Genomic DNA, 25,189 nt, shown 5'->3' on the forward strand with positions numbered 1-25,189 from the left:
CGGCCCGGCGCCGATGAGGCTGCGCAGGTGGGGCCTGACGGGTCGGCCGGCGAGGGCGGCGGCGGCCAGGTCCCGCGCCAGCTCAGCGAGCGCACCGTCGCCGGCGTCGAGGGCGCGCGCGAGCCCTCCCCACCCGATCGAGTGGACAACTTCTGCGTCGAGATGACCCCGAAAGCTGTTCACTCCATCGGGGTTTGGGGGCGAGGTGACGCGGGCCGGGTGATGCACTCGTGCGGCGACGATGTCAGCGCCGGGCAGGTGCACCCGACCATCTCCGACCGCGACCGTTTCGCCCGGCACGACCCCCCAACGGAGCTCCGTCGATGACGCCGCCAGGCGCAGTCCGATCGGCTGCACCAGGGCGTCCCGCGCCAGCAGTGCCAGTACCGCGTCGTGCTCGCCGAGGTCGAGGTAGACGCAGGTCGGGAAGGTACCGAGCACCCGTGCCTGACGTCTGGGACCGGTGACGGCCTCGTGGACGAGCGACGACACGGCCGCGGGCCACTGCGTTCGTGCGGCAGCGGTCAGCACGCGCTCTCCTTCCGTTCCAGCCAGATCGATGACCGACGCTACCTAGGCAGGTTAGGGTGCGCTCATGGTGAATGTTGCCAACGATGCCGGCTTGATCGACAGTGACTTGCCAGACTCGCCAGACTTGCCGGACTCGCCAGTGGAGTCCGCTGCCGAGCTGGCCCTGGTCAGGGAGCAGCTCGACCGACAGACGGCTGCACTGCGCCGCCTCGAGGATGCCGACCGGGCCCTCGTCCAGATCGTCCTGACCGGCGGCACCCTGGGCGAGCTGTGCGAGCGCGTCGTGTCGTTCCTCGACCCGACGTCACGTGCAGCGGCGATGGTGACGACGACGGATGGCCGGGTCGTGGTCCGTGCGGGCGCGCCGGACGAGCTCGCCCGGGCCGAGGCCCTGCCCTGCTTCGACCGGTCCGGGCGGTTCGTCGTCGAGTCCGAGCCGATGGGCCCGCGCGACGACGGCGCGGACGCGGACCGTGCGGCGGTGCGGATCATCGCCGGACAGCTCGACCACGGCGTCATCCTCGCCTTCACGAGTCACCGGAACCTCACCGAGGATGACGTCCGCCTGCTCGAGCGCGCCGCGACCGTCGCCGCCCTCGCCATCACCAAGGACCAGGCGGTCGCCGCGGTCGAGAGCAAGTACCGCGCCGAGTTCCTGCGCGATGCCCTCTCGGGCCGGGCCGGCACGCCCATCGACGCCGTCTCCCACGCGGCCTCCCTCGGCTGGGACATCGACCGGCCCATGGTCGTCGTCGTGGCTGAGACGGATGAGGACGACGACCGGACCGAGCGCGACCGGGACGAGATCCGCTTCCTCCAGCAGCGTTTCGCCCGGGCGTGGACGCACGCCGTCGGGGTCCGCGACCCGAGCTCGCCGGTCGTCGGCTTCAGCCGAGAGGTCGTGGCGCTCATCGCCGTGCCCGCGTCCGCCGACACGGAACGGGTCATGCGCACCGTCGGCGACCTCGTCCGAGTCGTCCGCGGCGACGGCGGCGGTGGGCGGCGCAGCTTCTCCGCCGGCGTCTCACGGACGATCACCTCACCGGAACAGCTCCCGCAGGCCTACGACGAGGCGCTGTCAGCCGTATCGGTCGGTCGCCAGATGCAGGGCGACGGCGCCCTCGCCCATGTCGACGGGCTCGGGATCTACCGGTTGCTGGCCCTGATCCCCGACGGGGCGGACCTGCGCCGCTTCGTCCGGGAGTCGCTGGGCGAGCTGGCCACGGACGACCAGCCGGAGTACGCCGACCTGCGCCAGACGCTCAGCATCCTCATCGACACCAACATGAACGTCGCCGAGACGGCGCGTCTCCTCTTCTTCCACTACAACACGCTTCGCTACCGGATCGGCAAGCTCGAGAAGATGCTGGGGCCCTTCACGTCCGACCCCGAGCTGCGGCTCACGCTGGCCCTGGCGCTCAAGGTCCACCAGATGCGCGGTCTCTGACCCGTCGAGTGCACTCCGCCCGCCCGCCCCCCGTCGAGTGTGCAGTTCGTGCGGATACGCATGTCACGAAGTGCACACTCGACCAGGAGTCGGGCCGACGTGGGGCGGCGCGGACTGCACACTCGACCAGGGGCCGGCCCGACGTGGGCGGCGCGGCCTGCACACTCGACCGGGAGCCGGCACAAGACCGACGAGACGTATGCCGCCGAGCCGGCTCAGCGGCATACGAAACGTTCCGAGGTGGCCGGCCGACGGTACGTCAGGTTTGACAGGTAACGGGACCAACTCGTTATCACCAAATGCCGAACTCCACCCCCGCGAATCGGAGTAGTTTGCGCCCAATCCCGCCGTGGGAGTGAGCCGAGTCACAAGAGGTGACCGGCCGCAATTCGCTGAGGAGTCTTCGATGGCTTTGGGCTGGAAACTGCACGGGGACGGCAAGACGATGGGCCCCGACGACGTCGTCGCCCCCGACGAACGTCTCTCGTGGGGCAAGACGGTCGGGCTCGGTGCGCAGCACGTCGTCGCGATGTTCGGTGCGACGTTCGTCTTCCCGATCGTCATGGGCCTCAACCCGCAGCTCGCGATCATGATGAGCGGTATCGCGACGATCATCTTCCTGCTCATCGTCAACGGGAAGGTGCCGAGCTACCTCGGCACGTCCGCGAGCTTCGTCGGTGGTGTTGCGGCCATCCGGGCGCAGGGCGGGGACTCGTCCGAGGTGACCGGCGCGATCCTCGTCGCCGGCATCGTCCTCGCCGGCGTCGGCCTGCTCATCCACTTCATGGGTTCGTCGGTGCTGCACCGCGTGCTGCCGCCCGTCGTCACCGGTGCGGTCGTCATGCTCATCGGCTTCAACCTCGCCCCCGTCGTGGCCGGCATCTACTGGCCGCAGGACCAGTGGGTGGCCATCCTCGTGATGCTCTTCACGATCGTCTGCGCGGTTGCGTTCCGGGGCTTCGTATCGCGCATCGCCGTCTTCCTGGCCCTCGTCTTCGGCTTCGTGCTCTCGTGGGTCCTCGACAAGACCGTCGGGATGCTCACCAGCCCGCTGCCCGGCGCCACCCAGGCGACGGAGCACTTCCGCACCAACTTCGACGCGGTCGGAGCAGCGTCCTGGATCGGCTTCCCGCCCGAGACCATGGTCGCCGCGGACGGCAAGGAGGTCGTGGGCTGGCACACGCCGAGCTTCTCCGTCGCCGCGATCCTGCTCGTGCTGCCCGCCGTCATCGCGCTCATCGCGGAGAACACCGGCCACGTCAAGGCGGTGGCCGAGATGACCGGCCACGACCTCGACCCGTACATGGGACGCGCCATCGCCGCGGACGGTGTCGGCACGGCCCTGGCCTCCTCGGTCGGAGGCTCGCCGACGACGACCTACGCCGAGAACATCGGCGTCATGGCGGCGACGAGGGTCTACTCGACGGCCGCCTACTACGTCGCTGCGATCGTGGCGATCCTCTTCGGCCTCTCGCCGAAGTTCGGCGCACTCGTCGCGGCCGTGCCCGGCGGCGTCCTCGGCGGCATCACCGTCGTCCTCTACGGCATGATCGGCCTGCTCGGCGCCAAGATCTGGAAGGAGAACGGCGTCGACTTCGGCAACCCGATCAACCTCGTGCCGATCGCCGCGGGCATCATCATCGGCATCGGCAACGTCGAGCTGCAGATCACCGACGACTTCACCCTCGGCGGCATCGCGCTCGGCACCATCGTCACCATCGCCGGCTGGCACCTCGCCAAGGCCATCGCCCCTGCTGAGCTCCGAGCCCGAGCGGAGACTGCGCACGGCACGATGATCTCGCTCGGCGAGGAGGAGGGCACCTACGGCGACGCCGACCGGATCGATGACCTCTACCAGAACGACGGCCCGCGGGAGCCGAAGCTCTGACGACCCGCTTCGACACGCCAGCTCCCACACGGGCCCTCGAGCAATCGAGGGCCCGTGTGCCTATCGGGCCACTCGAGTTTGGCAGGCTGTGAGGGTCCCGCAAAGGCGCTGGCAAGTTGTGCCAAAGGGGCACGCCCAGCGATGCACAAGACCCTCTAGTCCCACACGCCTCCGGAAGGCAGGATCAGTTCGGTGAAGCCCGCCCCCTTCGTGCACCACGCACCTCGCTCGGTGGAGGAGGCCATTGCCGTCCTCGGCGAGGTCGGCCACGACGGCAAGATCCTCGCCGGCGGCCAGAGCCTCATCCCGATCCTCAACATGCGCCTCGCCTCGCCCGGCCACCTCGTCGACATCAACCGGGTCGACGGGCTCTCGGACATCACCGTCGAGGACGGCTGGGTGCGGGTCGGTGCGCTGGTCCGCCACCGGGCGCTCGAGCGGTCGGACGAGGCCCACGCCGCCCAGCCGGTCCTGCGCCAGGCCCTGGTCAACGTGGCGCACCCGGCCATCCGCAACCGCGGCACGACGGTCGGCTCGATCGTGCACGCCGACACGGCCGGAGAGATGCCCGCCATCCTCGCGCTGACCAACGGGGTCGTCGAGATGGTCGGGCAGGCCGGCCGGCGGGAGACGTCGTGGGAGGACTTCTTCCTCGGCGCGCTCGAGTCGTCCTGCGGGCCGCAGGAGCTCGCCGTCGCGGTGCGGTTCGGACGCTTCGTCGAGGGCACCGGCACCGCCTTCCTCGAGTCGGCACGACGGTCCGGCGACTACGCGCTCGCCGGGGTCGGAGTCGCCGTGACCGTGACCGATGGCACGGTCTCCGGCGCTCGCGCCTCGTTCGTGTCGCTGACGGACGTCCCCTCGGTCCTCGACCTCGACCCGCACCTCACGGGAGTCGAGCCGGGCTCGGGCGAATGGGCCCTCGCACTCGATGCCGTCGCCGAAGCGGTCCGGGCGCACGTCGAGCCAGAGTCGGATCTCCACGCGAGCGCCGAGTACCGCCGCATGCTCGCCGGCGAGCTGACCCGCCGGGCACTGACTCAGGCGACTCGAACTGCACACTCGACGCAGGGGCAGCCGGCGCGAACTGCACACTCGACGGAAGGAAGGGGCGAGCGCGATGACTGAGCACGCCACGACCGAAGGTCTCCACGAGGCACTCCACGACGTATCGGTCGTCGTCAACGGGGTCGCGCGCACCGCGTCCGTTCCGGCGCGGCGCCTCCTGTCCGACTTCCTGCGCCACGACCTCAAGCTGACCGGTACGCACGTCGGCTGCGAGCACGGGGCCTGCGGCGCCTGCACCGTCCTCGTCGACGGCGAACCGATGCGCTCCTGCCTCATGTTCGCGGTCACCGCCCAGGACCACGCGATCACCACCGTCGAAGGGCTCGGCACGCTCGAGCACATGAACCCGGTCCAGCGGGCCTTCACCGAGTGTCACGGGCTCCAGTGCGGCTTCTGCACGCCCGGTTTCCTCACGACCGTCACCGCGTTCCTCGACGAGAACCCGTCACCGACGGCCGAGGAGGCGCGCGAGGCCATCTCCGGCAACCTCTGCCGGTGCACCGGCTACCAGAACATCGTCAAGAGCGTCCTGCGTGCGGCCGAGCTCCGGGAGGAGAACACAATGTCGTCTGCTGCGGAGCCGGCTCAGCAGCATACGTCCAGTTTGGTTGTGGCCGAGGGAGACTCAGCATGACCACGCAGATGTTCGGGGCGCCCATCAAGCGCCGCGAGGACCCACGGCTCGTCACGGGCGGTGGCCGCTACCTCGACGATCTCGGCCACGACGCCCTCGAGGCGGCCTTTGTCCGCAGCCCCCATGCGCATGCGCGGATCGTGGACATCGACGTGGCCGACGCGATCGACGTCGAGGGCGTCGCTGGCATCTACCTCCACGAGGACCTCACCGGTCCGATGGCAGAGGCGCTCCCGCTCCTCATCCCTCATCCGACGCTGACGCACGGCCGGACGACCCACGCCCTGGCCAAGGATGAGGTCAACCACGTTGGCGAAGCCATCGCCATGGTCGTCGCGACGAACCGCTACGTCGCCGAGGACGCCTGCCAGCGGATCCGCGTGACCTACGAGCAGCTGCCTGTCGTCGTCGGTGTCGAAGCCGCCCGGGACGGGGAGCACCTCGTCCACGAGGACGTCCCCGGCAACGTCTCGGCCCACATGCTGCAGGAGGTCGGCGATGTCGAGGCGGCCCTGGCCGCCGCGCCGCACACGCTGACGCTCGACCTCGACATCGAACGGAGCGCCTCGACGCCGATGGAGGGCAAGGGGGTCTACGCGCGTTGGGACGACGAGCGGGGCGAGCTGCGCATGTACTCGTCCACGCAGACCTCCACCGGGGTCCGGGCAGCCGTCGCCGCCCGTCTCGAGCTGCCGCTCGCCAAGGTCGAGTGCATCGCGCCGGACGTCGGCGGCGGCTTCGGCGTCAAGATCATGCACCCCTGGCCCGAGGAGGTCCTCGTAGCCTGGTCGGCGCGCCTGCTCGGGCAGCCGGTCAAGTGGACGGAGGACCGGCGTGAGCACTTCGTGTCGTCCGCGCACGAGCGTGGCCAGCACCAGCGGGTCATGGTCGGGTTCGACGACGAGGGCCGCCTGCTCGGCCTCGACGTGAAGTTCTGGCACGACAACGGCGCCTACACGCCCTACGGGATCATCGTCCCGATCATCACCTCGACCCAGCTGCTCGGCCCCTACAAGCCCGGCACCTACCGGGTCGAGTTCTGGTCGCTCTACACCAACACCGTCATCGTCACGCCGTACCGCGGCGCCGGGCGGCCCCAGGGCGTTTTCGCGATGGAGCGGACCATGGACGCGATCGCCGACCACCTCGGGCTCGACCGCGCCGAGGTCCGGTCCCGCAACTTCATCCTGCCGTCCGAGATGCCCTACGACCACGGACTGCTCTTCCAGGACGGCCGCCCGCTCAAGTACGACTCGGGGGACTTCCCGGCGACGCTGGACAAGCTCAAGAAGCTGGTCGGCTGGGACGACTTCGGCGAGTACCGCGCGCAGGCCGAGGCCGAGGGGCGCAAGGTTGGTCTCGGGATGGGCTGCTATGTCGAGGGGACCGGCGTCGGCCCCTACGAGGGCGGCCACATCCAGATCGAGACCTCGGGGCGGGTCAACGTCTCGACCGGTCTGACGTCCCAGGGCCAGGGTCACGAGACGGCCTTCGCCCAGATCGTCGCCCAGGAGCTCGGCGTCCGCATCGAGGACGTCCATGTCACGACGGGTGACACGCGCCGGATGCCCTACGCCGTGGGGACGTTCGCGTCCCGAGCTGCCGTCATGTCGGGCAACGCCATCGCGCTCGCCGCACGCAACGTCCGGGCGAAGGCCCTGCGCATCGCGGCCGACGCGCTCGAGGTGTCGGTGGACGACCTCGACATCGTCGACGGGACGATCAGCGTCAAGGGTGCACCGCACACCTCGATGTCGCTCGGGACGGTGTCCGTCCTGTCGAACCCGCTTCGCTACGCCTTCGACGAGGCGGCCAAGGCGGCCACCCAGTTCGCGGGCACCTTCGACCCGGACAAGCCGCCGGTCGCCGACGACGACGAGCCCGGCCTCGAGGGCAAGGACTTCTACTCCCCGACCCAGGCGACCTTCGCCAACGGGATGCACGCCGCCGTCGTCGAGACGGACCCGGTCACGGCCGACATCAGGATCCTGCGCTACTGCGTGATCCACGACTGCGGCCCGATGATCAACCCGATGATCGTCGAGGGGCAGGTCCATGGCGGCGTCGCCCAGGGGGTCGGCGGCGCGCTCTACGAGCGGATGGCCTACGACGAGTCCGGGCAGCTGCTCAACGCGTCGTTCATGGACTTCCTCATGCCCTACGCCTCCGAGGTCCCGCACGTCGAGACCGACCACCTGGAGACCCCGTCGCCGCTCAACCCCTTGGGCATCAAGGGCGCCGGCGAGGCGGGGTGCATCCCGGTGTCGGCCGTCATCGCCTCGGCGATCGAGGACGCCGAGGGGTTCCCGATCAGCCGGATGCCGATCTCCCCGAACGACCTGTGGGAGCTCCGGCGCCGCCACCAGGCCGGGGACCTGCCCTCGCTCCGGCGGGCCCGAACTGCACACTCGACGTCATCCGACCCGGCAACCGACCCGGCAGCCGACCCGGCAACCGACCCGGCGTCAGACCCTTCGACCCAGGAGCCGTCCGCATGAAGATCTCCGGCACCGCCGCCCTCTCCGCCGACCCGCTCAAGGTCTGGGACGCCATCCACGACCCCGCGGTTCTCGCCCGCTCGCTGCCCGGCTGCGACCGACTCGTCGAGATCGCGCCCAACCACTACGCGATGACCGTCACCGCCGGGGTCGCCGCCATCAAGGGCTCGTACGACGGCGAGGTGCGCCTGCTCAACCCGCAGCACCCCGAGTCGTTCACCATGAAGGCCTCCGGGTCGGGCACGCCGGGCACGGTGGCCGCTGACGTCGACGTCCGGGTCGCGCCCAGTGAAGACGGCGGGACGCTCGTCAGCTACGACGCCGACGCCACGGTCGGCGGCCCGATCGGCGGCGTCGGGCAGCGCATGCTGTCCGGGGTCACGAAGAAGATGGCCGGCCAGTTCTTCGCCGCCCTCGACGCCGAGATCGCCGGTGTCCCACCCGAGCTGCGCGCCCAGGCACCCGCCCCGGTCGCGCTGGGAGTCGGCGTGGCAGAGCCGGCCACCGCGGAAGCCGGCACGTCCGCGGTCAGCGAGCCCAGCGGCATACGGCCCGCTGGTGCGGGAACGGTCTACGCGGGCAGGGCAGCCGCGAGCGGCGACTCCACCCGGGTCAAGGACTTCGTCATGGGAACGTTCACCGGTGCCGGCATCGCCTTCCTCGGCGTCGTCATCGGCTGGGCCATCGGAAGAGGATGAGAAATGCGTGCCTTCACCGCTGCAGCTGTCCAGGTCGCCCCGGTCCCGGGTGCGCTCACCAAGGAGTCCATCACGGACAACCTCGACCGCTGCGTCGACTTCACCCGCCGGTGCGTCGACGCCACGGGCGCCGAGCTCGTCGTGCTTCCGGAGTCGGCGACGACCGGCTTCACGCCAGGTTGCTCGAAGGAGGAGCTGTGGGACCTCGTCACGGAGATCCCCGGCGGCATCGTCGAGCCGATCCAGGCGGTGGCCCGAGAGACGGGCGCCCACGTGTGCGTCGGCACCTACGAGCGGGGGCCGGAGCGCGGGGTCGTCTACAACGCGTCCGTCCTCGTCTCGCCCACCGGCGAGGTGCTCGGCGTCTACCGCAAGACGCACCCGTTCTGCTCCGAGGCGGTCGACGGCGGCGGCTGGGTCACCCCCGGTGACACGGTCACCGTCTGCGACACGGACCTCGGCAAGATCGGGATGATCATCTGCTTCGACGGCGACTACCCCGAGCTGTCGCGGATCCAGGCCGTCCAGGGGGCGGAGGTCATCTGCCGGCCCTCGGCGCTGCTGCGCTCGGCCGACATCTGGGACCTCACGTCGCGGGCCCGGGCCTACGACAACCACGTCTACGTCATCGGGGCCAACGCCACCGGTATCGATCCGGCGGGCACGATCTTCTTCGGCAACTCGCACATCGTGACGCCGATCGGGCACGTCGTCGCCAAGGCGGCGAGCCACGAGGGCTGGGTCTCGGCCCGCCTCGACCCCAAGGAGGCGCTCGCCTCACTGACGCCGGGCTCGAACGTCGGACAGGGCTTCGACCACCTGCGTGACCGCAACCTCGACCTCATCCGCGGGCACCGGGACGAGCTCGAGCGGGCCGCGAGCAGCTCGTTCTGGCACGAGCGCCCTCGGCACGGCAACGACGGCTGAGCAGCTGGTCCTCTGTGGAAGCTTGCCCGCCTTGGGACGTGGGCGAACTTCCACGGTGACGTCCCTGCCTTGGTTCTGGAGTGACCGGGCGACGGGCGTCCGACGGTGCCGCCCAGCCGCGACCAGAGGTCTCGGCATCCTTGCTCCGCAGGACGCCGCCGACGAGGCATTGACCGCTACGAGCACCGATGACGGAGCTGCGTTGTGCCGCGGGCCGAGCCGAACCTGCGGCACAACGACACCTCAAGAGGCCAGCGAGTGCGTCAGGGCCCAGGCGTTGTAGCCGCCGATCAGGTCCGACACGTCCGAGAAGCCTTGGGCGCGCAGCACGCTCGCACCGACGTTGCTCCGCCAGCCGCCGGCGCAGTAGAGCACTACGGGGCGGGCCGGGTCGAGCTCGCCGATCCGGGTCCTCAGCTCCGCGAGCGGCAGGTGGGTCGAGCCCGGGATGCTGCCCTGTGCGAGCTCACCGACGTTGCGGATGTCGACGACCTGAACCGAGTCCCGATCACACACCTCCTCGACCTGGGCGACCGTGAGCCGGCTCGCGCGCTCCACCCGGTCCTCGCGGGCGAGCAGGTAGGCCTCGACGTCCGTGACGTGGCCGAGGACCTGGTCGAAGCCGATCCGGGCGAACCGGACGGCGACCTCCTGCACCTGCTCCGCAGGGGCGAGCAGGACGAAGGCCTGGGTGGGCTCGAGGACGGTCCCCACGGTCTCCGCGAGGCGACCGTCGGTCGGGATGCTGATCGAGCCCCCGAGGTGCCCGGCCGCGAACTCCTGCTGGTCGCGCGCGTCGACGAGGATCGCGCCACCGGCCAGGGCCTCGTCGACCTGCTCGTCCGTGAGGGCGGGGACGGTGGCATCGGTGTCGCGGACGCCCCGCTCCGCCTTGTTCAGCGTCGCGTTGTAGATGAAGTACGCGGGCGCGGCGGGCTGCCCCTCGGTGACCAGGTCGACGAAGGCTGACTCGCTCGTCGGCTGGCAGGCGTAGTTGAAGCGCCGCTGTTCGCCGATGGTCGACTGCTTCTCGGTGGACAGGTTCTTGCCGCAGGCGGAGCCGGCACCGTGCGCCGGGAAGACCCGGACCTCGTCAGGCAGGCCCATGAGCTTGTGCTGCACCGAGTCGTAGAGCATCCGGCCGAGCTGGTCCCCGGTGACGCCGACGGAGGCGAGCAGGTCGGGCCGGCCGACGTCGCCGATGAAGAGCGCGTCACCCGTGAGGACGCCGTACGGCACGTCGTCATCGTCGTGCTCGCGGACGAGGACGCTGATGGACTCGGGCGTGTGCCCGGGCGTGGCCATGATCTCGAGGGTCACGTCTCCGAGGCTGATCCGCTCGCCGTCCCCCAGTGAGCGGACCTCGAACTCCGGCGAGGCGGCCTCGCCGTAGCCGATCCAGGCACCGGTCTCGCGGGCCAGCTCGAGGTGGCCGGAGACGAAGTCGGCGTGGAAGTGCGTGTTGATGATCCCGACGATGCTCAGGCCGTAGGCTCTCGCGTCGTCGAGGTACTCAGCGACGTCACGCCGGGGATCGACCACGACCGCTTGGCCGGTGACCTCGTCCGCGATGAGGTACGACGCCTGGGAGAGACAGTCGAGGTAGTACTGGGTGAACCGCATGAATGCTCCTTGGACGATGCTGAGTCGCTGTCACGGATCCTAACGCATACCCCCAGGGGTATCATTCCGAGGGAACAGCATGCATGCCGTATGCCGTTGGGCGGGCGGGGCGCGCTGCGTGCAGTGCCGCGCTCGGTTGTTCATGACGGAGCGGCCTGACACCTTCACGAAGGCTTCACGCAGGGGCCAGTCGACCCTTCACCGAGCGGACGTTGACTCGAATCAGGAGCCCGGGAAGCGGGTCCGAAGGCACGATTCGAGGAGGACATCATGTCGAGGACATGGAAGACCAGGGCCATGGCAGCAGCCGGTGCGGTCCTCGTGACCGCGGCTGGAGTGCAAGGCGTCGCACGGGCCGTCACCAACGCGTCCGAAGCCGCCGCGCCGAGCGTCGCGACTGCCACGGCAGTCGACGGGACGGTGGCGAAGGACCTGCAGTTGACCCGTGAGGAGGAGCGGATGGCCCGCGATCTCTACACTGCCCTGGCGGCGCAGTATGACCAAGCGGTCCCGTTCAGCCACATCAAGCGCAGCGAGCAGCGGCACTTCGACGCCGTCGGTGCGCTCCTCACCCGCTACCGGGTGAGCGACCCGTCGACCGGCATGGCTGCCGGCACGTACGCGTACCCGGAGCTGCAGAAGCTCTACGACGGCTGGCTGGCGGAGGGCAAGACGTCCCTCGACGCCGCATACGACGTCGGGATCGCCTTGGAGAAGCGCGACATCGCCGACCTGGAGAAGCTCATCGGGACGACGAAGGACGCGGACGCCAAGACGCTCTTCACGCGGCTGAAGGCTGCCTCGGAGCACCACCTGGCCGCCTTCGAGGCCGCGGCCGCGGGCGACCTGCCTGCGGACGGGGTCGGTGGCGGCATGATGGGCCAAGGCCGCGGCGGCGGCATGATGGGCGGTCGGATGGGCCCCGCAGACGGTGACGAGAGGGTTCCGGGGGCCGGCATGGGACCCGGCATGGGTCCGGGCGCCGGCATGGGCCCGGGCGCCGGCATGGGCCCGGGCGCCGGCATCGGCTCGGCCGACTGTCCGCTCGTGGACGACGACGCCTGACAGAACCCCGGCCACCCGGTCGGCACGACGAGCGGCTGACCAGGAGGGGCGAGCACGGGCCGTGGGTCGGAGGCCTGATCCGAAGTGGCCGATGCGCCCCCGAGAGCCTTGCTCTCGGGGCAGCGCCTACTGCTTCACGGGCAGGCGCGCCGTGAAGGTGGCACCCCGGCCACGGCCCGATGACGCGGCCGTCAGCTCGCCCCCGTGCTCACGCACGATGCCCCGAGCGATGGTCAGACCAATGCCCGACCCGGTGTCGTGCTCGCCCACGCGGCGGCCCGGCACGCGGTAGAAGCGCTCGAAGACCCGCTCGAGCTCGGCGGCATCGAGGCCCTCGCCCGTGTCGCTGACCTCGAGCAGCGCGTCATCGCCGTCACGCCGGCAGGAGACACGCAGCTCGCCCCCGGACGGAGTGGCCCGGATCGCGTTGCCCACGAGGTTGGTGACGACCTGGGCGATCCGGTCTGGGTCCGCGAGCGCCCTGAGCTCGGTGGTGCTGACGTCGACGGTGAGACCCAGCCCCGAGTCCTCGGCCTGGGGGCGCAGCCGCTCGGCGGCGGCCCGGACCACCGGAGTCAGGTCGACGTCCTGCCTTGACAGGCCGATGCGCCCCTCCTCGGCTCGGGACAGGGTGGACAGGTCCTCCGACAGCCTCCGCAGCCGGCGGACCTCCTCGCTCACGTGGTCGAGCTGCTCGGGCGTGGCAGGCAGGATGCCGTCGATCATCGCCTCGACGTAGCCGTCGATGACCGTCAGCGGCGTGCGCATCTCGTGCCCGACCTCACCGAGGAGCCGGACGCGACGTGCTTCGGTGTCCGCCAGGCCACGCCCCAGCGTGTTGACGTCGGTGGCGAGCTCGGCGAGCTCGGACTCGTGGGGCACGGGCACGGGCACGTCGTAGCGTCCGAGGGCCAGCTGGCGGGTCGCCGCCCGGACGGCGCCGAGCGGGCGGATGACGCGTCGCGCCGCGAACACTCCGAAGATCGCGGCGGCGACGGCGCCGATGAGTGCTCCGATGAGAAGGGCCTGGGTGACCGCGTCGGCGAACTGCGCCCGGAACGTACCCCCTTGCTGGCCCCGGCCGTGCATCACAGCGCCCATCCCGCTCATCCGCATGTTCTCGTCGAAGAGCGGGGGCGCGATCTGTCGGACGATGAAGAACGTCGCCGCTGCCCCGATGAGCGCGACGAGCACGTGCGACGCAACGAGGCGGGTGACGAGGCGATTCATGCCGGCGCCCCCGTCGGCTCGAGGAGGAACTTGTAGCCAACGCCCCGCACCGTCCCTATGACGTGCGGTGAGGTCGCATCGTCGGCAAGTGCCTTGCGCATGCTCCGGATGTGCACGTCGACCACCCTCTCGTCGCCGTAGAAGTCGTAGCCCCACACCTTCTCGAGGAGCTGTGCCCGCGAGAACACCCGCCCGGGGGCGTGCGCGAGCGAGACCAGCAGGTCGAACTCCAGGGTCGAGAGGGTGACGGAGTCGGGACCGATCCTGACCTCACGGCGGCCCTCGTCGATGGTCAGGCCGTCGAAGTGAAGGACGTTGGCGGGCGGCGCCGGGTCGGCATCGGCCGAGCCCCTCGTACCTGTCCGGCGCAGGACTGTCTTGACGCGCGCGACGACCTCGCGCGGGCTGAACGGCTTGGTGATGTAGTCGTCGGCGCCGACCCCCAGTCCGACGAGCTTGTCAACCTCCTCCGAACGAGCGGTCACGAGGATGACGAAGACGTCGGACCGGGTCCGGACCCGGCGCAGCACCTCGAGTCCGTCCAGGTCGGGGAGCCCGACGTCGAGGAGGACGAGATCAGCGCGCTGCGCGTCGGGCGCGGTCATCTGGCGCAACGCCTCTGCGCCGCCGCCGGCCTCGGAGACGACGAACCCGTCCGCCTCGAGATAGGCCCGGAGCACGGTCCGGATCTGGGCCTCGTCGTCAACGACGAGAACGTGACGAGCCACGCGTCCTCCTTGCTCGTGCCGATGGGACCCAGCCTAGGAGCCGGAGAACGGACCGAACGTACATGCGGAGCGGCGGATTGGGGGCTGCCGCGCTGGGTAGTTCGAGCCCATGACGACCGACGGCACGACGAACGTCCCGAACCCCTTTCCCCGCCTGGCCATGGTCACCGGCGCGGACTCCGGCATCGGACGCGCGACTGCCCTGCTCCTCGCGACGGAGGGCTTCGACATCGGCCTGACGGCCCACGAGGACCTCGAGGGTGCCGAGGAGACCGCCCGAGAGATCGAGCAACGCGGCCAGCGCTGCGTCCAAGCACGCTTCGACGCAGCCTCCCCCGACGCGGCCTCGACAGTCGACGAGCTCGCGACCCAGCTCGGGGGGCTGGGCGTGCTGGTCAACGTCGCCGGCACCGGGCAGTCCGAGATGGCGCTGGACCTGACGCTCGACCGGTGGCAGCACGTCCTGGCGACCGACCTCACGGGACCGTTCCTCTGCGCCCAGCGAGCGGCCCGCTGGATGGTGGCCCACGACCACGGTGGTCGCATCATCAACGTCACGAGCGTGCACGAGCACATCCCCCGCGTGGGGTCGTCCGCCTACTGCGCAGCCAAGGCGGGTCTCGGGATGCTGACCCAGGTGCTCGCCCTCGAGCTCGCCGAGCACGGGATCACGGTCAACTCCGTCGCGCCCGGAGAGATCGCGACCGAGATGACCGGCCAGGACGAAGAGGACGCCTACCGCGTGTCGCGGCCGGGGAACCCGCTCGGCCGGCCCGGCCACGTCAACGAGGTCGCGTCCGTCATCGGGTTCCTCGCATCGCCCCGGTCCGCGTATGTCACGGGCTCCTCCTATGCGGTCGACGGCGGGCTCATGCTCATGGCCGCCCACGGGCACGACGACGCGGGCTCTGGCTGGCGCCGTCCCTGAGAGGTCGGCTCCACCCGAGGTGCCGTGTCCCTGGAAGCGAGCTGAGCGGCATACGGCATCGGTGTGGAAGGAAGCCCGCGTCCTGGCCCGGGTCTGTTTCCACTCGTGCGGGCTGTCAGCCCGACTCGGCGGCCCGGCTGGGCCAGACTCCGGCGGTGAGCCGCTCGTAGGAGCCCCGGACGATGGACTCGAGCGCGTCGAGGTCGACCTTGTCCAGGTCCTTGATGTAGATGCATCCAACGCCGGTCGTGTGCGGCCCCAGTCGGTCGAGCAGGTCTCGGTAGCCGTCGACGCCATCCAGGACATAGACCGTGGTCGCGGCCTTGCGCGGCGCGAATCCGGCCGCCGGAGCGTCTCCTTCTCGTCCGCTGGCGTACCGGTAGTGGTACTCCCCGAAGCCGACGATGGAGGACCACATCCGCGGCTCCTGGCCGGTCACTCGCTGCATCAGGTCGATCAGCGTGTCCGCGTCGCGCCGTCGCACAGGCGACTGGACGGACGCGAGGTGGGCGGTCACGTCTGCGTTCATGGAGCCACTGTGCCACCCGGATGGCCGCTCGCTGGCTCGTTCCCGGGGTTGCCCTGGGAGGTGTGCGTCGTGGGAGCCCAGTCGTAGATGACCGACGTACGCAGCAGAACGTCGGCGGCGGAGCGGTTCTCACGGCTGACCACCACCCAGAACACCACGATGGGGACGAAGACGCAGAGCAGCGCCCGCAGCAGGGCAATGCCGGGACGGAGTCGTCCTCCGCGCTGGTCCACCACGCGGAGCCCCAGCAACCGTGCACCGTAGCTGCGCCCCGTGGTGGCCCATGCAAGCGTGAGGTAGACGGTGAGCAACCACAGGAAGCAGAGCAGGAGCAAACCGAACCCTGGCTCGACGAGCCGGAAGTCGCGAGGGCTGATGACGTACCTGACCGCCAGCACCCCGACGTAACCGAGGCCGACGCCGATGACGGCGACGACTGTGTCGACCGCGCCCGCGAGGAGGCGGGTGACGATGCCCGCGCGGTGACCTTGCATCGACCGGGCGCCCACCGGGACGACGATGCGCGCAAGCGTGCCACTACCGGGGTCAGTGGGTGGCTCCATCAGCCCGCCCTCTCAGTGCACGTATCCATGGCCGACCACAGGGGTCGGCGACTGACCATCCGAAGCGGCCGGCGTCGCCGTCGCGGTGTCGGCCTCGAGGGCGGCAGCGGGCGTTCGGTCGGATCGGCGCAGCAGCCGGTCGACCGCGTGGGCGACTCGTTCGTCCGCTCGAATGCCCTGGCGCCGCACCTCCAGCAGACCCTCCGACGCCATCGAGCCGGTCGAGCTGCGGATGATGCCGGGCAGGTCGATGCCCTCGACGACGTACTCAGCCAGGCGGATGAGGTCGATCCTGGCGATCACCGCATCCAGGTCGGCGCGGGACATCACCTGGTCGACATCCACCCGGTCGAGCACTGCCTCGAGGTCCGCCCGCGCCACGATCGCGTCGACGTCCACCCGGTCCAGCACCGCCTGCAGGTCCGCCCGCGCCATGATCGCGTCGACGTCCACCCGGTCGATCACCGCCTGCAGATCCACGTCCGCCACGATCGCGTCCACGTCCACCCGGTCCAGCACCGCCTGCAGGTCCACCTGGGCCACGATCGCATCGAGCTCGACGTGCTGGACGAGCGTGTCGAGGTCCACGTGCCTGAGCACCAAGTCGGTTGCGTCCACGCGGGCCAGGACGGCCTCGACCACCCGGGGCGTCAGGCGGTCGGCCAGCCGCGACAGGGCTGTCGCCGCGTGCTGACGCTCCGACCTCCCTCGCGCCAGCAGCTCGCCGACGCGACGGTCCCCGACCACGCGGCGCCCCAGCCTGAGCGGCGTGTGGGCGACCGCGCTGATGGGACGCAGCACGAAGCCCGCTCGGCCGGCGGCCTGACGTGATGCCGCCAGGGCCACGACCGCCAGACCCAGTGCAGCGTCCATCAGCTTGACCGGGTCCGAGGTCGACCTCCGCTCCGGGGTCAGCAGGGCGGCCTGGTCGTCCAACGTGGGGCTGTCGGAAGGTGTACTGGACACGACGCCCCTCCTGTCATGTGGCGTTGCTGACACGTCGATCATCCGCCACGATCACCCCGTGCCGCTTCATTCTCGGCGGGGGAGTCGATCCACTGGCGATGTCTGGCGCCTTTACCACCCTCCGTTGGCAGTTTGTGCCAACGCATCGGTACACCGCCGACTGTTGAATCCTTCCCATGACTTCGCGACGGATCAGGATCGGCATCGACACCGGGGGCACGTTCACCGACGTCGTGGCCCTCGATGAGGACTCCGGTGAGCTGGTCACGACGAAGACGCCATCCACGCCGAGCAACCCGGCCGACGGCTTCATCACCGGCGTCCGGAAGGTCCTGGACCTCATGGACGCGACGGGCGAGGACGTCACCGCCGTCTCCCACGGCACGACGGTCGCGACCAACAAGCTGCTCGAGGGCAAGGTCGAGCGGCTCGGATTCATCACCACCGAGGGCTACGAGTTCATCCTCGAGATTGCCCGACAGGCCGTCCCGGACGGCTACGGCAACTCGTACTTCTGGGTGAAGCCGCCCCGAATCGTGCCGGCGGACTTCGTCAGGACAGTCGGGGGCCGGCTCGACTTCGAGGGCAACGAGATCCGACCCTTCGACGAGACCGGGGCCGTCGAGGTGGCCGGGTGGTTCCGCGACCGCGGGATCACGACGATCGGGGTCTGCTTCCTGCACTCCTACGCGGACGACAGCCACGAGCTGGCCATGCGCGACATCCTCCGCCGCGAGCACCCGGAGGCCGTGGTGTCGATCAGCTCGGAGGTGCTCCGGGAGTACCGCGAGTACGAGCGCTCGATGACGACGCTCGTCGATGCCGCCGTGAAGCCCAACGTCTCCCGCTACGTCGCCAACATCCACGAGCGTCTCGACCAGTTCCTCACTCAGCCGAGCGGGTCCGTCGAGGGTTCACGGGGGCGCAGGCCGGCCACGGCCGTGAGCCCCCGTGGGTTGCCGTTCTACGTGATGAAGTCGAATGGCGGCGTGCTGTCGGCCGATGAGGTCGTCCACCAGCCGATCACGACAGTCCTGTCCGGTCCGGCCGCAGGAGCCCTCGGCGCGGGCCTCATCGCGAAAAAGGCCGGCTTCCCCAAGGTCCTCACGTGCGACGGCGGCGGCACCTCGACCGACGTCTCCGTCGTCCTCGACGGCGAGCCGACGCTGACGACGGAGGGAACCGTCGGCGCCTACCCCAGCAAGATCCCGATGATCGACGTCGTGACCGTCGGAGCCGGGGGCGGCTCCATCGCCTGGATCTCACCCGAGGGCTCGCTCAAGGTAGGCCCGCAGTCAGCCGGCGCCGACCCCGGTCCCCTCTGCTACGCCAAGGGCGGCACCGAGCCGACCATCACCGACGCCCACGTCGTCCTCGGCCGGATCCCGCCGCACCTGCTCGGTGGGGAGATCTCCCTCGACGTCGACGCCGCCCGCGCGGGCATCGAGGCCCTTGCCGGCCGCCTCGGCCTCGACTTCGAGCGCTGCGCTACGGGCATCCTCGAGATCTCCGCCTGGAACCAGGCCAACGCCCTGCGCCAGGTGAGCGTCAAGCGGGGGCTCGACGTGCGCGACTTCATGCTCACGACCTTCGGTGGCTCGGGGTCGCTCCTCGCCTGCCGCCTCGTCGACATCCTCGGCCTCGCCGGCGTCGTCGTCCCGCAGAACCCGGGCAACGTCTCGGCCTTCGGCCTGCTCACCGTCGACGTGAAGAACGACTACGTCCAGACCGCCGTCGCGCGCCATGCAACCCTCGACCACGCCGCCGTCCAGAAGACCTTCGACGAGCTGACCCACCGCGCCGCGCACGCACTCGACGCCGAGGGCTTCACACGCGACGTCCACCGCTACACACGCACCGTCGACCTGCGGTACTTCGGCCAGGCCTACGAGGTCCGGGTGCCGGCCGCCTCAGGAACCATCGACGAGGCGTATGCCGCAGACGTGGCCGCCCGCTTCCACGACGCGCACCGAGCCCTCTACGGCTACGACTTCCGCGATGACCCCACGCAGCAGGTCGAGTGGGTCAACCTCCGCGTCACAGGGATCGGCCCGATCACACGGCCCGAGCTGCAGGAGCTCTCTTCGGCATCAGCCGAGGCCGCTGCCCTGGCGGACCGGGCACTCAAGAGTCGACGCCCGGTCTGCTTCGACGCCGCCGACGGGTACGTCGACACGGGTGTGTTGTGGCGACCGGGCCTCCGCTCCGGCGACACGATCCAGGGCCCGGCCATCATCGAGGAGTTCGGCTCTACCATCCCCATCCACCCGGGCTTCGCCCTGCGCGTCGACGACCTCGGAAACCTCGTCATCACCAGGCTCACGAACAGCACGGAGGTCTGACCATGTGCCTGTCCTGCCAGACCGCCCACGTCAAGCTCGCCCCGGTGGACGGCGCCGCCTCGAGCGGGAGCCAGCGCAGCGGCATACGGCCTGATCCGACTGAGCCACAGGAGAACCCAGCTGGTCTTCCCACGTCGTACGAGCACGGCAACCGCCTGACCCCGGAGGGCACCACGGTCGACCCGATCGTCATCGAGATCGTCGAGGGCACCTTGGCGAGCGTCGAGATGGAGGTCGAGACGGCCATCTCGCGGACCTCGCGGTCCCCCATGATCCGCGACGCGCACGACTTCCGCGCCGGCATCCACGACCGGCAGCTGCGCAAGCTCACCGGCCGGTCCTACAGCGCCCTCGTGCACCCGATCGTGCGCGACTTCCCCATCGACCAGATGGCCGAGGGAGACGTGTTCTTCCACAACGACGTGTACGAGTCGGAGGGCGGCATCGGTCACCTGCCCGACCTCTGCGTCACCGTGCCGGTCTTCCACCAAGGCGAGGTCGTGGCGTTCGTCCAGGCGTTCGGCCACCACGACGACATCGGGGGCGCGGTACCTGGGTCGATGCCGAGCAACGCCCAGTCGGTGTTCGAGGAGGGCCTCTCGGTACCGCCGATCCAGCTGTGGGACAAGGGGGTTCCCAACAAGGCTGCGCTCCGAATCATGACGCGCAACTCGCGCATGCCGGACTCGCTCGCCGCGGACCTCGACGCGGAGTGCTCGGCGTGCCTCATGGGGGCGCGGCGCCTGTCGGAGCTCTTCGAGCGGTACGGACGAGAGACGGTCGAGGCGGCCTTCGACGCGATCCTCGACAAGACGACCGAGACGTACCGCCGCGAGATCCTGTCCAAGATCCCCGACGGGACGTACGTGTGGGAGGACTACGCCGAGCACGACGGCGTCGACGAGCCGCAGCTGCACACGCAACGGATCACCCTGACCAAGACGTCGGAGGACGGCGGGAAGATCCTCATCGACTTCACCGGGACCAGCCCGCAGGCCAAGGGCCCGATCAACCACTGCGGCGACTACGTTGGCGGCAACTTCCTCAAGAAGTGGCTCGCCCCGATCCTTCGCAACCTGGCCGACACCCCGGAGCGGATGGCCGAGCTCGACGTCAACGAGGGCATCGTTCCGCTGATCGAGATGAAGTTCCCGCCGAAGGGCACGCTGCTGACACCGATCTATCCTGCGCCGACCAACGCGCGCACCTTCGTCATCCTGCGGCTGCTGGGGGTGCTCGCGGGGGTGGTCGCCAAGGCCGTGGACGGGCGGATGCCGGCGGACCAGGAGACGATCCGCTACACCGGCGTCTACGGCAAGGACCGCGACGGCAACGACTACCTCATGCGCGAGGTGCTCGGCGGCGGTTCGGGTGGGCGCTACTACGCCGACGGCGAGGACACGATCCACGTCGTGCCTGACTCCCGGAACCTGCCGACCGAGTTCACCGAGAGCCGGTTCCCCTTCATCGTGGAGCGGCTCGGGCTGGCGGTCGACTCGGGTGGGGCGGGGCGCTACCGCGGTGGCCTGGGCTACGAGAAGCACCTGCGGATGCTGCGAGACGCCCACTTCATGTCGATCGCGGACCGCTCGATCCTCGCCTGCTGGGGCGTCAAGGGGGGTCGCGCCGGCCGGCCCTTCGAGGTGACCATCGACGTCGGCGGGGCGGACGAACGGGTCGTCGACGCGCTGGCCAACGCCGAGGTCGTCAAGGCTGGGCAGGTGATCCGGATCCGTACGACGGGCGGGGGTGGCTGGGGCGACCCCCTCGAGCGGCCGTACGGCGAGGTCGAGCGCGACCTGCGCTGGGGGAAGGTCTCCTTCGAGGGCGCGCGCTCTGACTACGGCGTCGTCGCCTCGGGCACGAAGGACGAGCCGGTGGTGGACGTGGCCGCCTCGGACGCGTTGCGTGCGTCGCTGCGAGCCGAGCGCGAGGCCCAGCCGCAGCCGTTCTTCGACCGCGGACCTGGCTATGCCGTCCTCGCAGCGGGCGCGGAGGCCGCCGAGGTCGACTGGGTGTGACGGAGGTTCTCGTCATCGGCTCGGCCGGCAAGACCGGTCGCGCCGTGACTCGCGCCCTCGTGACTCGCGGAGCTCGCGTGCGCGCTGCGGTCCGTCCCGGGTCGCGGGGGATGCCGTATGCCGCTGAGCTCGCTTCCCCGGTCACCGTGGAGCTCACGACGGGGCTGGGTCTGGAAGAGGCGATGCGCGGTGTGGAGGCGGTCTACCACTTGGCGCCGAACGTCCATCCGGACGAAGCCGGGATCGCGGCCCGCGTCGTCGAGTCCGCTCGGGCCGCAGGCGTCTCCCGGTTCGTGTACCACTCCGTCCTCCACCCGGAGGATGCGTCGATGCCGCACCACGTGCGCAAGGCGGAGGCCGAGAAGGTCATCCATGCCCGACTCAGCGCGGCGACGGTACTGCGCCCAGCGGCATACGGCCAGAATCTCTTGGACGCGGCGCTCGCGGGGCGGATGGCGGTGCCGTACTCGATCGACGCGCCGTTCACCAACGTCGACCTGGACGATGTCGCCGAGGTTGCCGCGCTGGTCCTCACCGGGCCGGGCCACGAGGGCGCCACCCATGAGCTCTGCGGGCCGGAGTCGCTCAGCGTGCGTGAGCAGGCCAGCATCGCGGGGGACGTGCTCGGTCGTCCGGTCGACGCACGGCGGATCTCCTTGGAGGAGTGGACGGCCGGGTCCGGCTCGGCCATGTCCGAGCAGGCACGCGAGGACCTGCTGGCGATGTTCCGGGCCTATGACCGCGACGGGCTGACGGGTGATGCATCGACGCTCGAGCGACTGCTCGGCCGTCCAGCCACCCCGTGGAGCGCCACCGTTGCACGAGCCGGGTACACCTAGAGCAGCTGTCTCATGGCCTTGATCGCTCCGGTCAGGTAGCGCTCGACGACTGCTCGGTCGGTGTCGGTCAGCGACTGGTCCAGGGCGGCCAGCGACTGGAACATCGGCCGCAGCCAGCCGATGACCTCGGCACGCCCGGAGTCGGTGACGACGACGACCGTCCGCCGACCGTCCTCCGGGTGCGCGCGCCGCTCCGCGTGGCCATGGGAGACGAGGCGGTCGACGACTCCGGACGAGGCGGCGGACGTGATACGGAGCCGGCGGGCGAGCTCGACCGGCCCCATCGGCTCGGCGGACAGGTGCCTGAGCGCATGCAGCTCGGTGATCGACATGCCGGCCCGCCGAGCCACCACCTCAGGCAGCGCCTCGGCGACGTCGATCAGCTCCTGGAGGGCCTCCAAGGTGCGAGCTGGGCGCCACGCGGGTACTGCGTCCTGCATCGCTCGCGAAGGTGTGCTTTCCATTTCGCTAACCAACTTAGTAAGATCCTTAACGACTTGCCCAACCTTAGCGGAGGAACCCGTGTCTCACCTTGCCGATCGTCTCACCGCGCGGTGGTGGGCCGGCCTTTTCGCCACCATCGCCCTGCTCCTCTCCGGAGCCGTCATCGGGCTCGTGGGCGAGGCCGAGAGCAGCCCCTCGCCCACCGACACCTTGGCGGCCGGGTCGGACAGCGCCGCGGCGGCGGAGCTTCGTGAACGGCTGCCCCGCTCGGACGACTCCGCCGCAGTCGTCCTCTTCAGCCGTGACGCCGAGGCGCTGACCGAGAGCGACCGCGCCGCCATTGCCGAGCGGGCGGCGGAGCTGCCGGGCGCGACGGGGATGCCGCCGGTTCCGAGCGAGGACGGCACGGCCGCCCTGGTCGTCCTTCCCGTCGACGCCGCAGACGCCACGGCTGCCTCGGCCGCGGTGACCGAGATCCGCGACGTCGCGCGGGCTGACCTGCCAGCGGGGCTGACTGCCCAGGTGACGGGTCCGGCGGCCGTCCAGGCAGACCTCGCTGCGGTGTTCGACGGCGCCAACCTCCGGTTGCTCATCGCGACGGCCTCGATCGTGGCCTTCCTGCTCGTCATCACCTACCGCAGCCCCGTTCTCTGGCTCATCCCGCTGACCGTCATCGGCGTCGCGGATCGCGTCGCCACCGTCGTGGCGACCCACACCCTGGACTACTTCGACATCCCTTGGGACGAGTCGACGGTGGGCATCCTCTCGGTCCTCGTCTTCGGCGCGGGCACGGACTACGCGCTCCTGCTCATCTCCCGCTATCGCGACGAGCTGCGCCGGCATGCCGACCGGCGTCCCGCCATGGCTGCGGCAATGTCCCGAACGGCCGAGGCCGTCGTCAGCAGCGCGTCCACCGTCGTGCTCGGTGTCCTCACGCTGCTCCTGTCGGCCTTCCCCTCGACACGGGGCCTCGGTGTCGCGTCGGCAGTCGGGATCGTCGTGGCAGCAGTCTTCGCACTGCTCGTCCTGCCCGCTGCTCTCGTCGTCTTCGGGCGGTGGGTCTTCTGGCCGAAGATCCCGCACGTGGGCGAGCCGGCACTGGCAGACCGCAGGTCCCTGTGGAAGCGAATCGGGGACGTCGTGGCTGCCCGCCCGGGCACGGTCATCGCCGTGACCCTCATCGGCCTGCTCATCGCATCGGCCGGCGCGTTGGGTCTGCGGACCGGGCTGTCGGTCTCCGACCAGTTCCTCGAGAAGCCAGAGGCGATCTCCGCCTCGGAGCGGCTGGCCGAGTCCTTCCCGGCCAGCAGCGCCGACCCTGCGATCGTCGTCACGACCGACGATTCCCAGGCCGTCCTCGCGGCAGTGGAGAGCGCCGACGGCGTGTCCTCCGCACGCATCGGCAACGAGGGTGGCGGCGTGGCGCAGATCGACGCCGTCCTCGCCGGCGCTCCGTCGTCCGCTGAGTCCCAGCGTGGCGTGACCAACCTGCGAAACGCCGTGGCGGGCTTCGACGGCACCCACGTCGGCGGCACCGAGGCCGTCGCGCTCGACACCGCGTCCGCGGCCGCGGAAGACCTGCGCCTCATCCTGCCCATCATCCTGATCGTCGTGCTGGTGGCCCTGATGCTGCTGCTGCGCTCGGTCGTCGCACCCATCATCCTCGTCGCCACCGTCGTCGCCACGTATGTCGCCAGCCTCGGGATCTCGTGGGTGCTGTTCACCCGGGTCTTCGGCTTCGAGCGGCTCGACGACACGGCGCCGCTCTATGCCTTCGTGTTCCTCGTGGCCCTCGGTGTCGACTACAACATCTTCCTCGTCAGCCGCGCGCGGCAGGAGGCCCGCGAGCACGGCGTCCGGCAAGGCATGCTGCGTGCTCTCGCTGCCACTGGTGGCGTGATCACCAGCGCCGGGATCCTGCTCGCGGCCGTCTTCGCCGTCCTCGGCGTGCTGCCACTCGTCGTGCTGGCACAGGTCGGCGTCATCATCTGCGTCGGCGTGCTCCTGGACACCCTCGTGGTCCGGACGCTGCTCGTGCCCGCCATTGCGCTGGTTCTGGGCGACCGCTTCTGGTGGCCGCGCCGGGTCTCCCAGAGCGCGCCTCAGCCGGAGGCCTCGCCGCAGCTGGTTTGAGCCGAACGATCCCTTGGGAAGCTAAGCAGGACCCGGCACTCCTCGAACCCGCTCGAACCCTCTCGTGACTTCTGGCGCATGTCCACA

The 25,189-nt window shown here is 70.2% G+C and carries 21 protein-coding genes; 13 read left to right on the top strand and 8 right to left on the bottom strand.

Annotated elements, in window-relative coordinates; translation table 11 throughout:
• Positions 1 to 531, bottom strand: a 531-nt coding sequence (locus VJN29_RS01730) for a hypothetical protein (RefSeq protein ID WP_324141738.1), incomplete at its 3' end; no start/stop codon positions are given.
• Positions 532 to 655: 124 nt separating this feature from the next.
• Here VJN29_RS01730 and VJN29_RS01735 point away from each other — a divergent pair.
• From VJN29_RS01735 to VJN29_RS01765, 7 genes are all read left to right on the top strand, one after another.
• Positions 656 to 1,978: a PucR family transcriptional regulator gene (locus VJN29_RS01735; RefSeq protein WP_324141739.1), complete on the top strand. Its 1,323-nt coding sequence runs from the start codon at positions 656 to 658 to the stop codon at positions 1,976 to 1,978.
• A 406-nt stretch (positions 1,979 to 2,384) separates the two neighbouring features.
• A complete protein-coding gene (locus VJN29_RS01740) occupies positions 2,385 to 3,866 on the top strand; it encodes a uracil-xanthine permease family protein (protein WP_324141740.1) in 1,482 nt (493 codons plus the stop codon).
• 192 nt (positions 3,867 to 4,058) lie between these two features.
• A complete protein-coding gene (locus tag VJN29_RS01745; RefSeq protein ID WP_324141741.1) occupies positions 4,059 to 4,994 on the top strand; it encodes a xanthine dehydrogenase family protein subunit M in 936 nt (311 codons plus the stop codon).
• Positions 4,987 to 5,568, top strand: a complete 582-nt coding sequence (locus VJN29_RS01750; RefSeq protein ID WP_324141742.1) for a (2Fe-2S)-binding protein — start codon at positions 4,987 to 4,989, stop codon at positions 5,566 to 5,568. The genes VJN29_RS01745 and VJN29_RS01750 overlap by 8 nt, the downstream gene beginning before the upstream one ends.
• Positions 5,565 to 8,066: an aerobic carbon-monoxide dehydrogenase large subunit gene (gene cutA, locus VJN29_RS01755; RefSeq protein ID WP_324141743.1), complete on the top strand. Its 2,502-nt coding sequence runs from the start codon at positions 5,565 to 5,567 to the stop codon at positions 8,064 to 8,066. The genes VJN29_RS01750 and cutA overlap by 4 nt, the downstream gene beginning before the upstream one ends.
• Positions 8,063 to 8,764, top strand: a complete 702-nt coding sequence (locus VJN29_RS01760; protein ID WP_324141744.1) for a carbon monoxide dehydrogenase subunit G — start codon at positions 8,063 to 8,065, stop codon at positions 8,762 to 8,764. Before cutA ends, VJN29_RS01760 begins: the two co-directional genes overlap by 4 nt.
• A 3-nt stretch (positions 8,765 to 8,767) precedes the next feature.
• On the top strand, positions 8,768 to 9,691 hold the full coding sequence (locus VJN29_RS01765) for a carbon-nitrogen hydrolase family protein (protein WP_324141745.1): 924 nt from the start codon (positions 8,768 to 8,770) through the stop codon (positions 9,689 to 9,691).
• 243 nt (positions 9,692 to 9,934) lie between these two features.
• Here the strand turns inward: VJN29_RS01765 and VJN29_RS01770 are convergent, their stop codons facing one another.
• Positions 9,935 to 11,314, bottom strand: coding sequence for an MBL fold metallo-hydrolase (locus tag VJN29_RS01770; RefSeq protein ID WP_324141746.1), 1,380 nt, complete (start codon positions 11,312 to 11,314; stop codon positions 9,935 to 9,937).
• A 270-nt stretch (positions 11,315 to 11,584) separates the two neighbouring features.
• Between VJN29_RS01770 and VJN29_RS01775 the strand changes: the two genes are divergently transcribed.
• Positions 11,585 to 12,379, top strand: coding sequence for a DUF2202 domain-containing protein (locus VJN29_RS01775; RefSeq protein ID WP_324141747.1), 795 nt, complete (start codon positions 11,585 to 11,587; stop codon positions 12,377 to 12,379).
• A 126-nt stretch (positions 12,380 to 12,505) separates the two neighbouring features.
• On the opposite strand, the gene VJN29_RS01780 is transcribed toward VJN29_RS01775, so the two are convergent.
• Both VJN29_RS01780 and VJN29_RS01785 read right to left on the bottom strand, forming a co-directional pair.
• The gene (locus tag VJN29_RS01780; RefSeq protein ID WP_324141748.1) at positions 12,506 to 13,609 is read right to left on the bottom strand and encodes a sensor histidine kinase; all 1,104 of its coding nucleotides are present in this window, start codon (positions 13,607 to 13,609) and stop codon (positions 12,506 to 12,508) included.
• Entirely contained in the window at positions 13,606 to 14,337 is a 732-nt protein-coding gene (locus tag VJN29_RS01785; RefSeq protein ID WP_324141749.1) for a response regulator transcription factor, read from the bottom strand. The genes VJN29_RS01780 and VJN29_RS01785 overlap by 4 nt, the downstream gene beginning before the upstream one ends.
• Before the next feature lie 109 nt (positions 14,338 to 14,446).
• Here VJN29_RS01785 and VJN29_RS01790 point away from each other — a divergent pair, with 109 nt between their 5' ends.
• Positions 14,447 to 15,265 carry an SDR family oxidoreductase gene (locus VJN29_RS01790; protein WP_324141750.1) on the top strand — a complete coding sequence of 273 codons (819 nt, stop codon included), beginning with the start codon at positions 14,447 to 14,449 and terminating at the stop codon, positions 15,263 to 15,265.
• 115 nt (positions 15,266 to 15,380) lie between these two features.
• On the opposite strand, the gene VJN29_RS01795 is transcribed toward VJN29_RS01790, so the two are convergent.
• The 3 genes from VJN29_RS01795 to VJN29_RS01805 are packed head-to-tail and all read right to left on the bottom strand — an operon-like array spanning position 15,381 to position 17,323.
• Positions 15,381 to 15,794, bottom strand: coding sequence for a DUF1801 domain-containing protein (locus VJN29_RS01795; RefSeq protein ID WP_324141751.1), 414 nt, complete (start codon positions 15,792 to 15,794; stop codon positions 15,381 to 15,383).
• A complete protein-coding gene (locus tag VJN29_RS01800) occupies positions 15,791 to 16,357 on the bottom strand; it encodes an RDD family protein (protein WP_324141752.1) in 567 nt (188 codons plus the stop codon). The genes VJN29_RS01795 and VJN29_RS01800 overlap by 4 nt, the downstream gene beginning before the upstream one ends.
• A gap of 12 nt (positions 16,358 to 16,369) precedes the next feature.
• Positions 16,370 to 17,323, bottom strand: a complete 954-nt coding sequence (locus tag VJN29_RS01805) for a hypothetical protein (RefSeq protein WP_324141753.1) — start codon at positions 17,321 to 17,323, stop codon at positions 16,370 to 16,372.
• A gap of 176 nt (positions 17,324 to 17,499) precedes the next feature.
• On the opposite strand from VJN29_RS01805, the gene VJN29_RS01810 reads away from it, so the two are divergent.
• Genes VJN29_RS01810 through VJN29_RS01820 form a run of 3 tightly spaced genes read left to right on the top strand, consistent with a single transcriptional unit; the run spans position 17,500 to position 22,525 of the window.
• Positions 17,500 to 19,665, top strand: coding sequence for a hydantoinase/oxoprolinase family protein (locus VJN29_RS01810; RefSeq protein ID WP_324141754.1), 2,166 nt, complete (start codon positions 17,500 to 17,502; stop codon positions 19,663 to 19,665).
• A 2-nt stretch (positions 19,666 to 19,667) separates the two neighbouring features.
• Positions 19,668 to 21,686 (top strand): hydantoinase B/oxoprolinase family protein, encoded by a 2,019-nt coding sequence (locus VJN29_RS01815; RefSeq protein WP_324141755.1) that lies wholly within the window; start codon positions 19,668 to 19,670, stop codon positions 21,684 to 21,686.
• Complete coding sequence (locus VJN29_RS01820) at positions 21,683 to 22,525, top strand: NmrA family NAD(P)-binding protein (RefSeq protein ID WP_324141756.1); 843 nt, start codon at positions 21,683 to 21,685, stop codon at positions 22,523 to 22,525. The genes VJN29_RS01815 and VJN29_RS01820 overlap by 4 nt, the downstream gene beginning before the upstream one ends.
• On the opposite strand, the gene VJN29_RS01825 is transcribed toward VJN29_RS01820, so the two are convergent.
• A complete protein-coding gene (locus VJN29_RS01825) occupies positions 22,522 to 22,989 on the bottom strand; it encodes a MarR family winged helix-turn-helix transcriptional regulator (protein WP_324141757.1) in 468 nt (155 codons plus the stop codon). The two genes, VJN29_RS01820 and VJN29_RS01825, sit on opposite strands and share 4 nt — an antisense overlap.
• Before the next feature lie 58 nt (positions 22,990 to 23,047).
• On the opposite strand from VJN29_RS01825, the gene VJN29_RS01830 reads away from it, so the two are divergent.
• Complete coding sequence (locus tag VJN29_RS01830; protein WP_324141758.1) at positions 23,048 to 25,102, top strand: MMPL family transporter; 2,055 nt, start codon at positions 23,048 to 23,050, stop codon at positions 25,100 to 25,102.
• The last annotated feature ends 87 nt before the right edge of the window (positions 25,103 to 25,189 follow it).

The sequence above is a fragment of the Intrasporangium sp. genome (assembly GCF_035280925.1).
In the GTDB taxonomy this organism is placed as follows: domain Bacteria; phylum Actinomycetota; class Actinomycetes; order Actinomycetales; family Dermatophilaceae; genus Intrasporangium.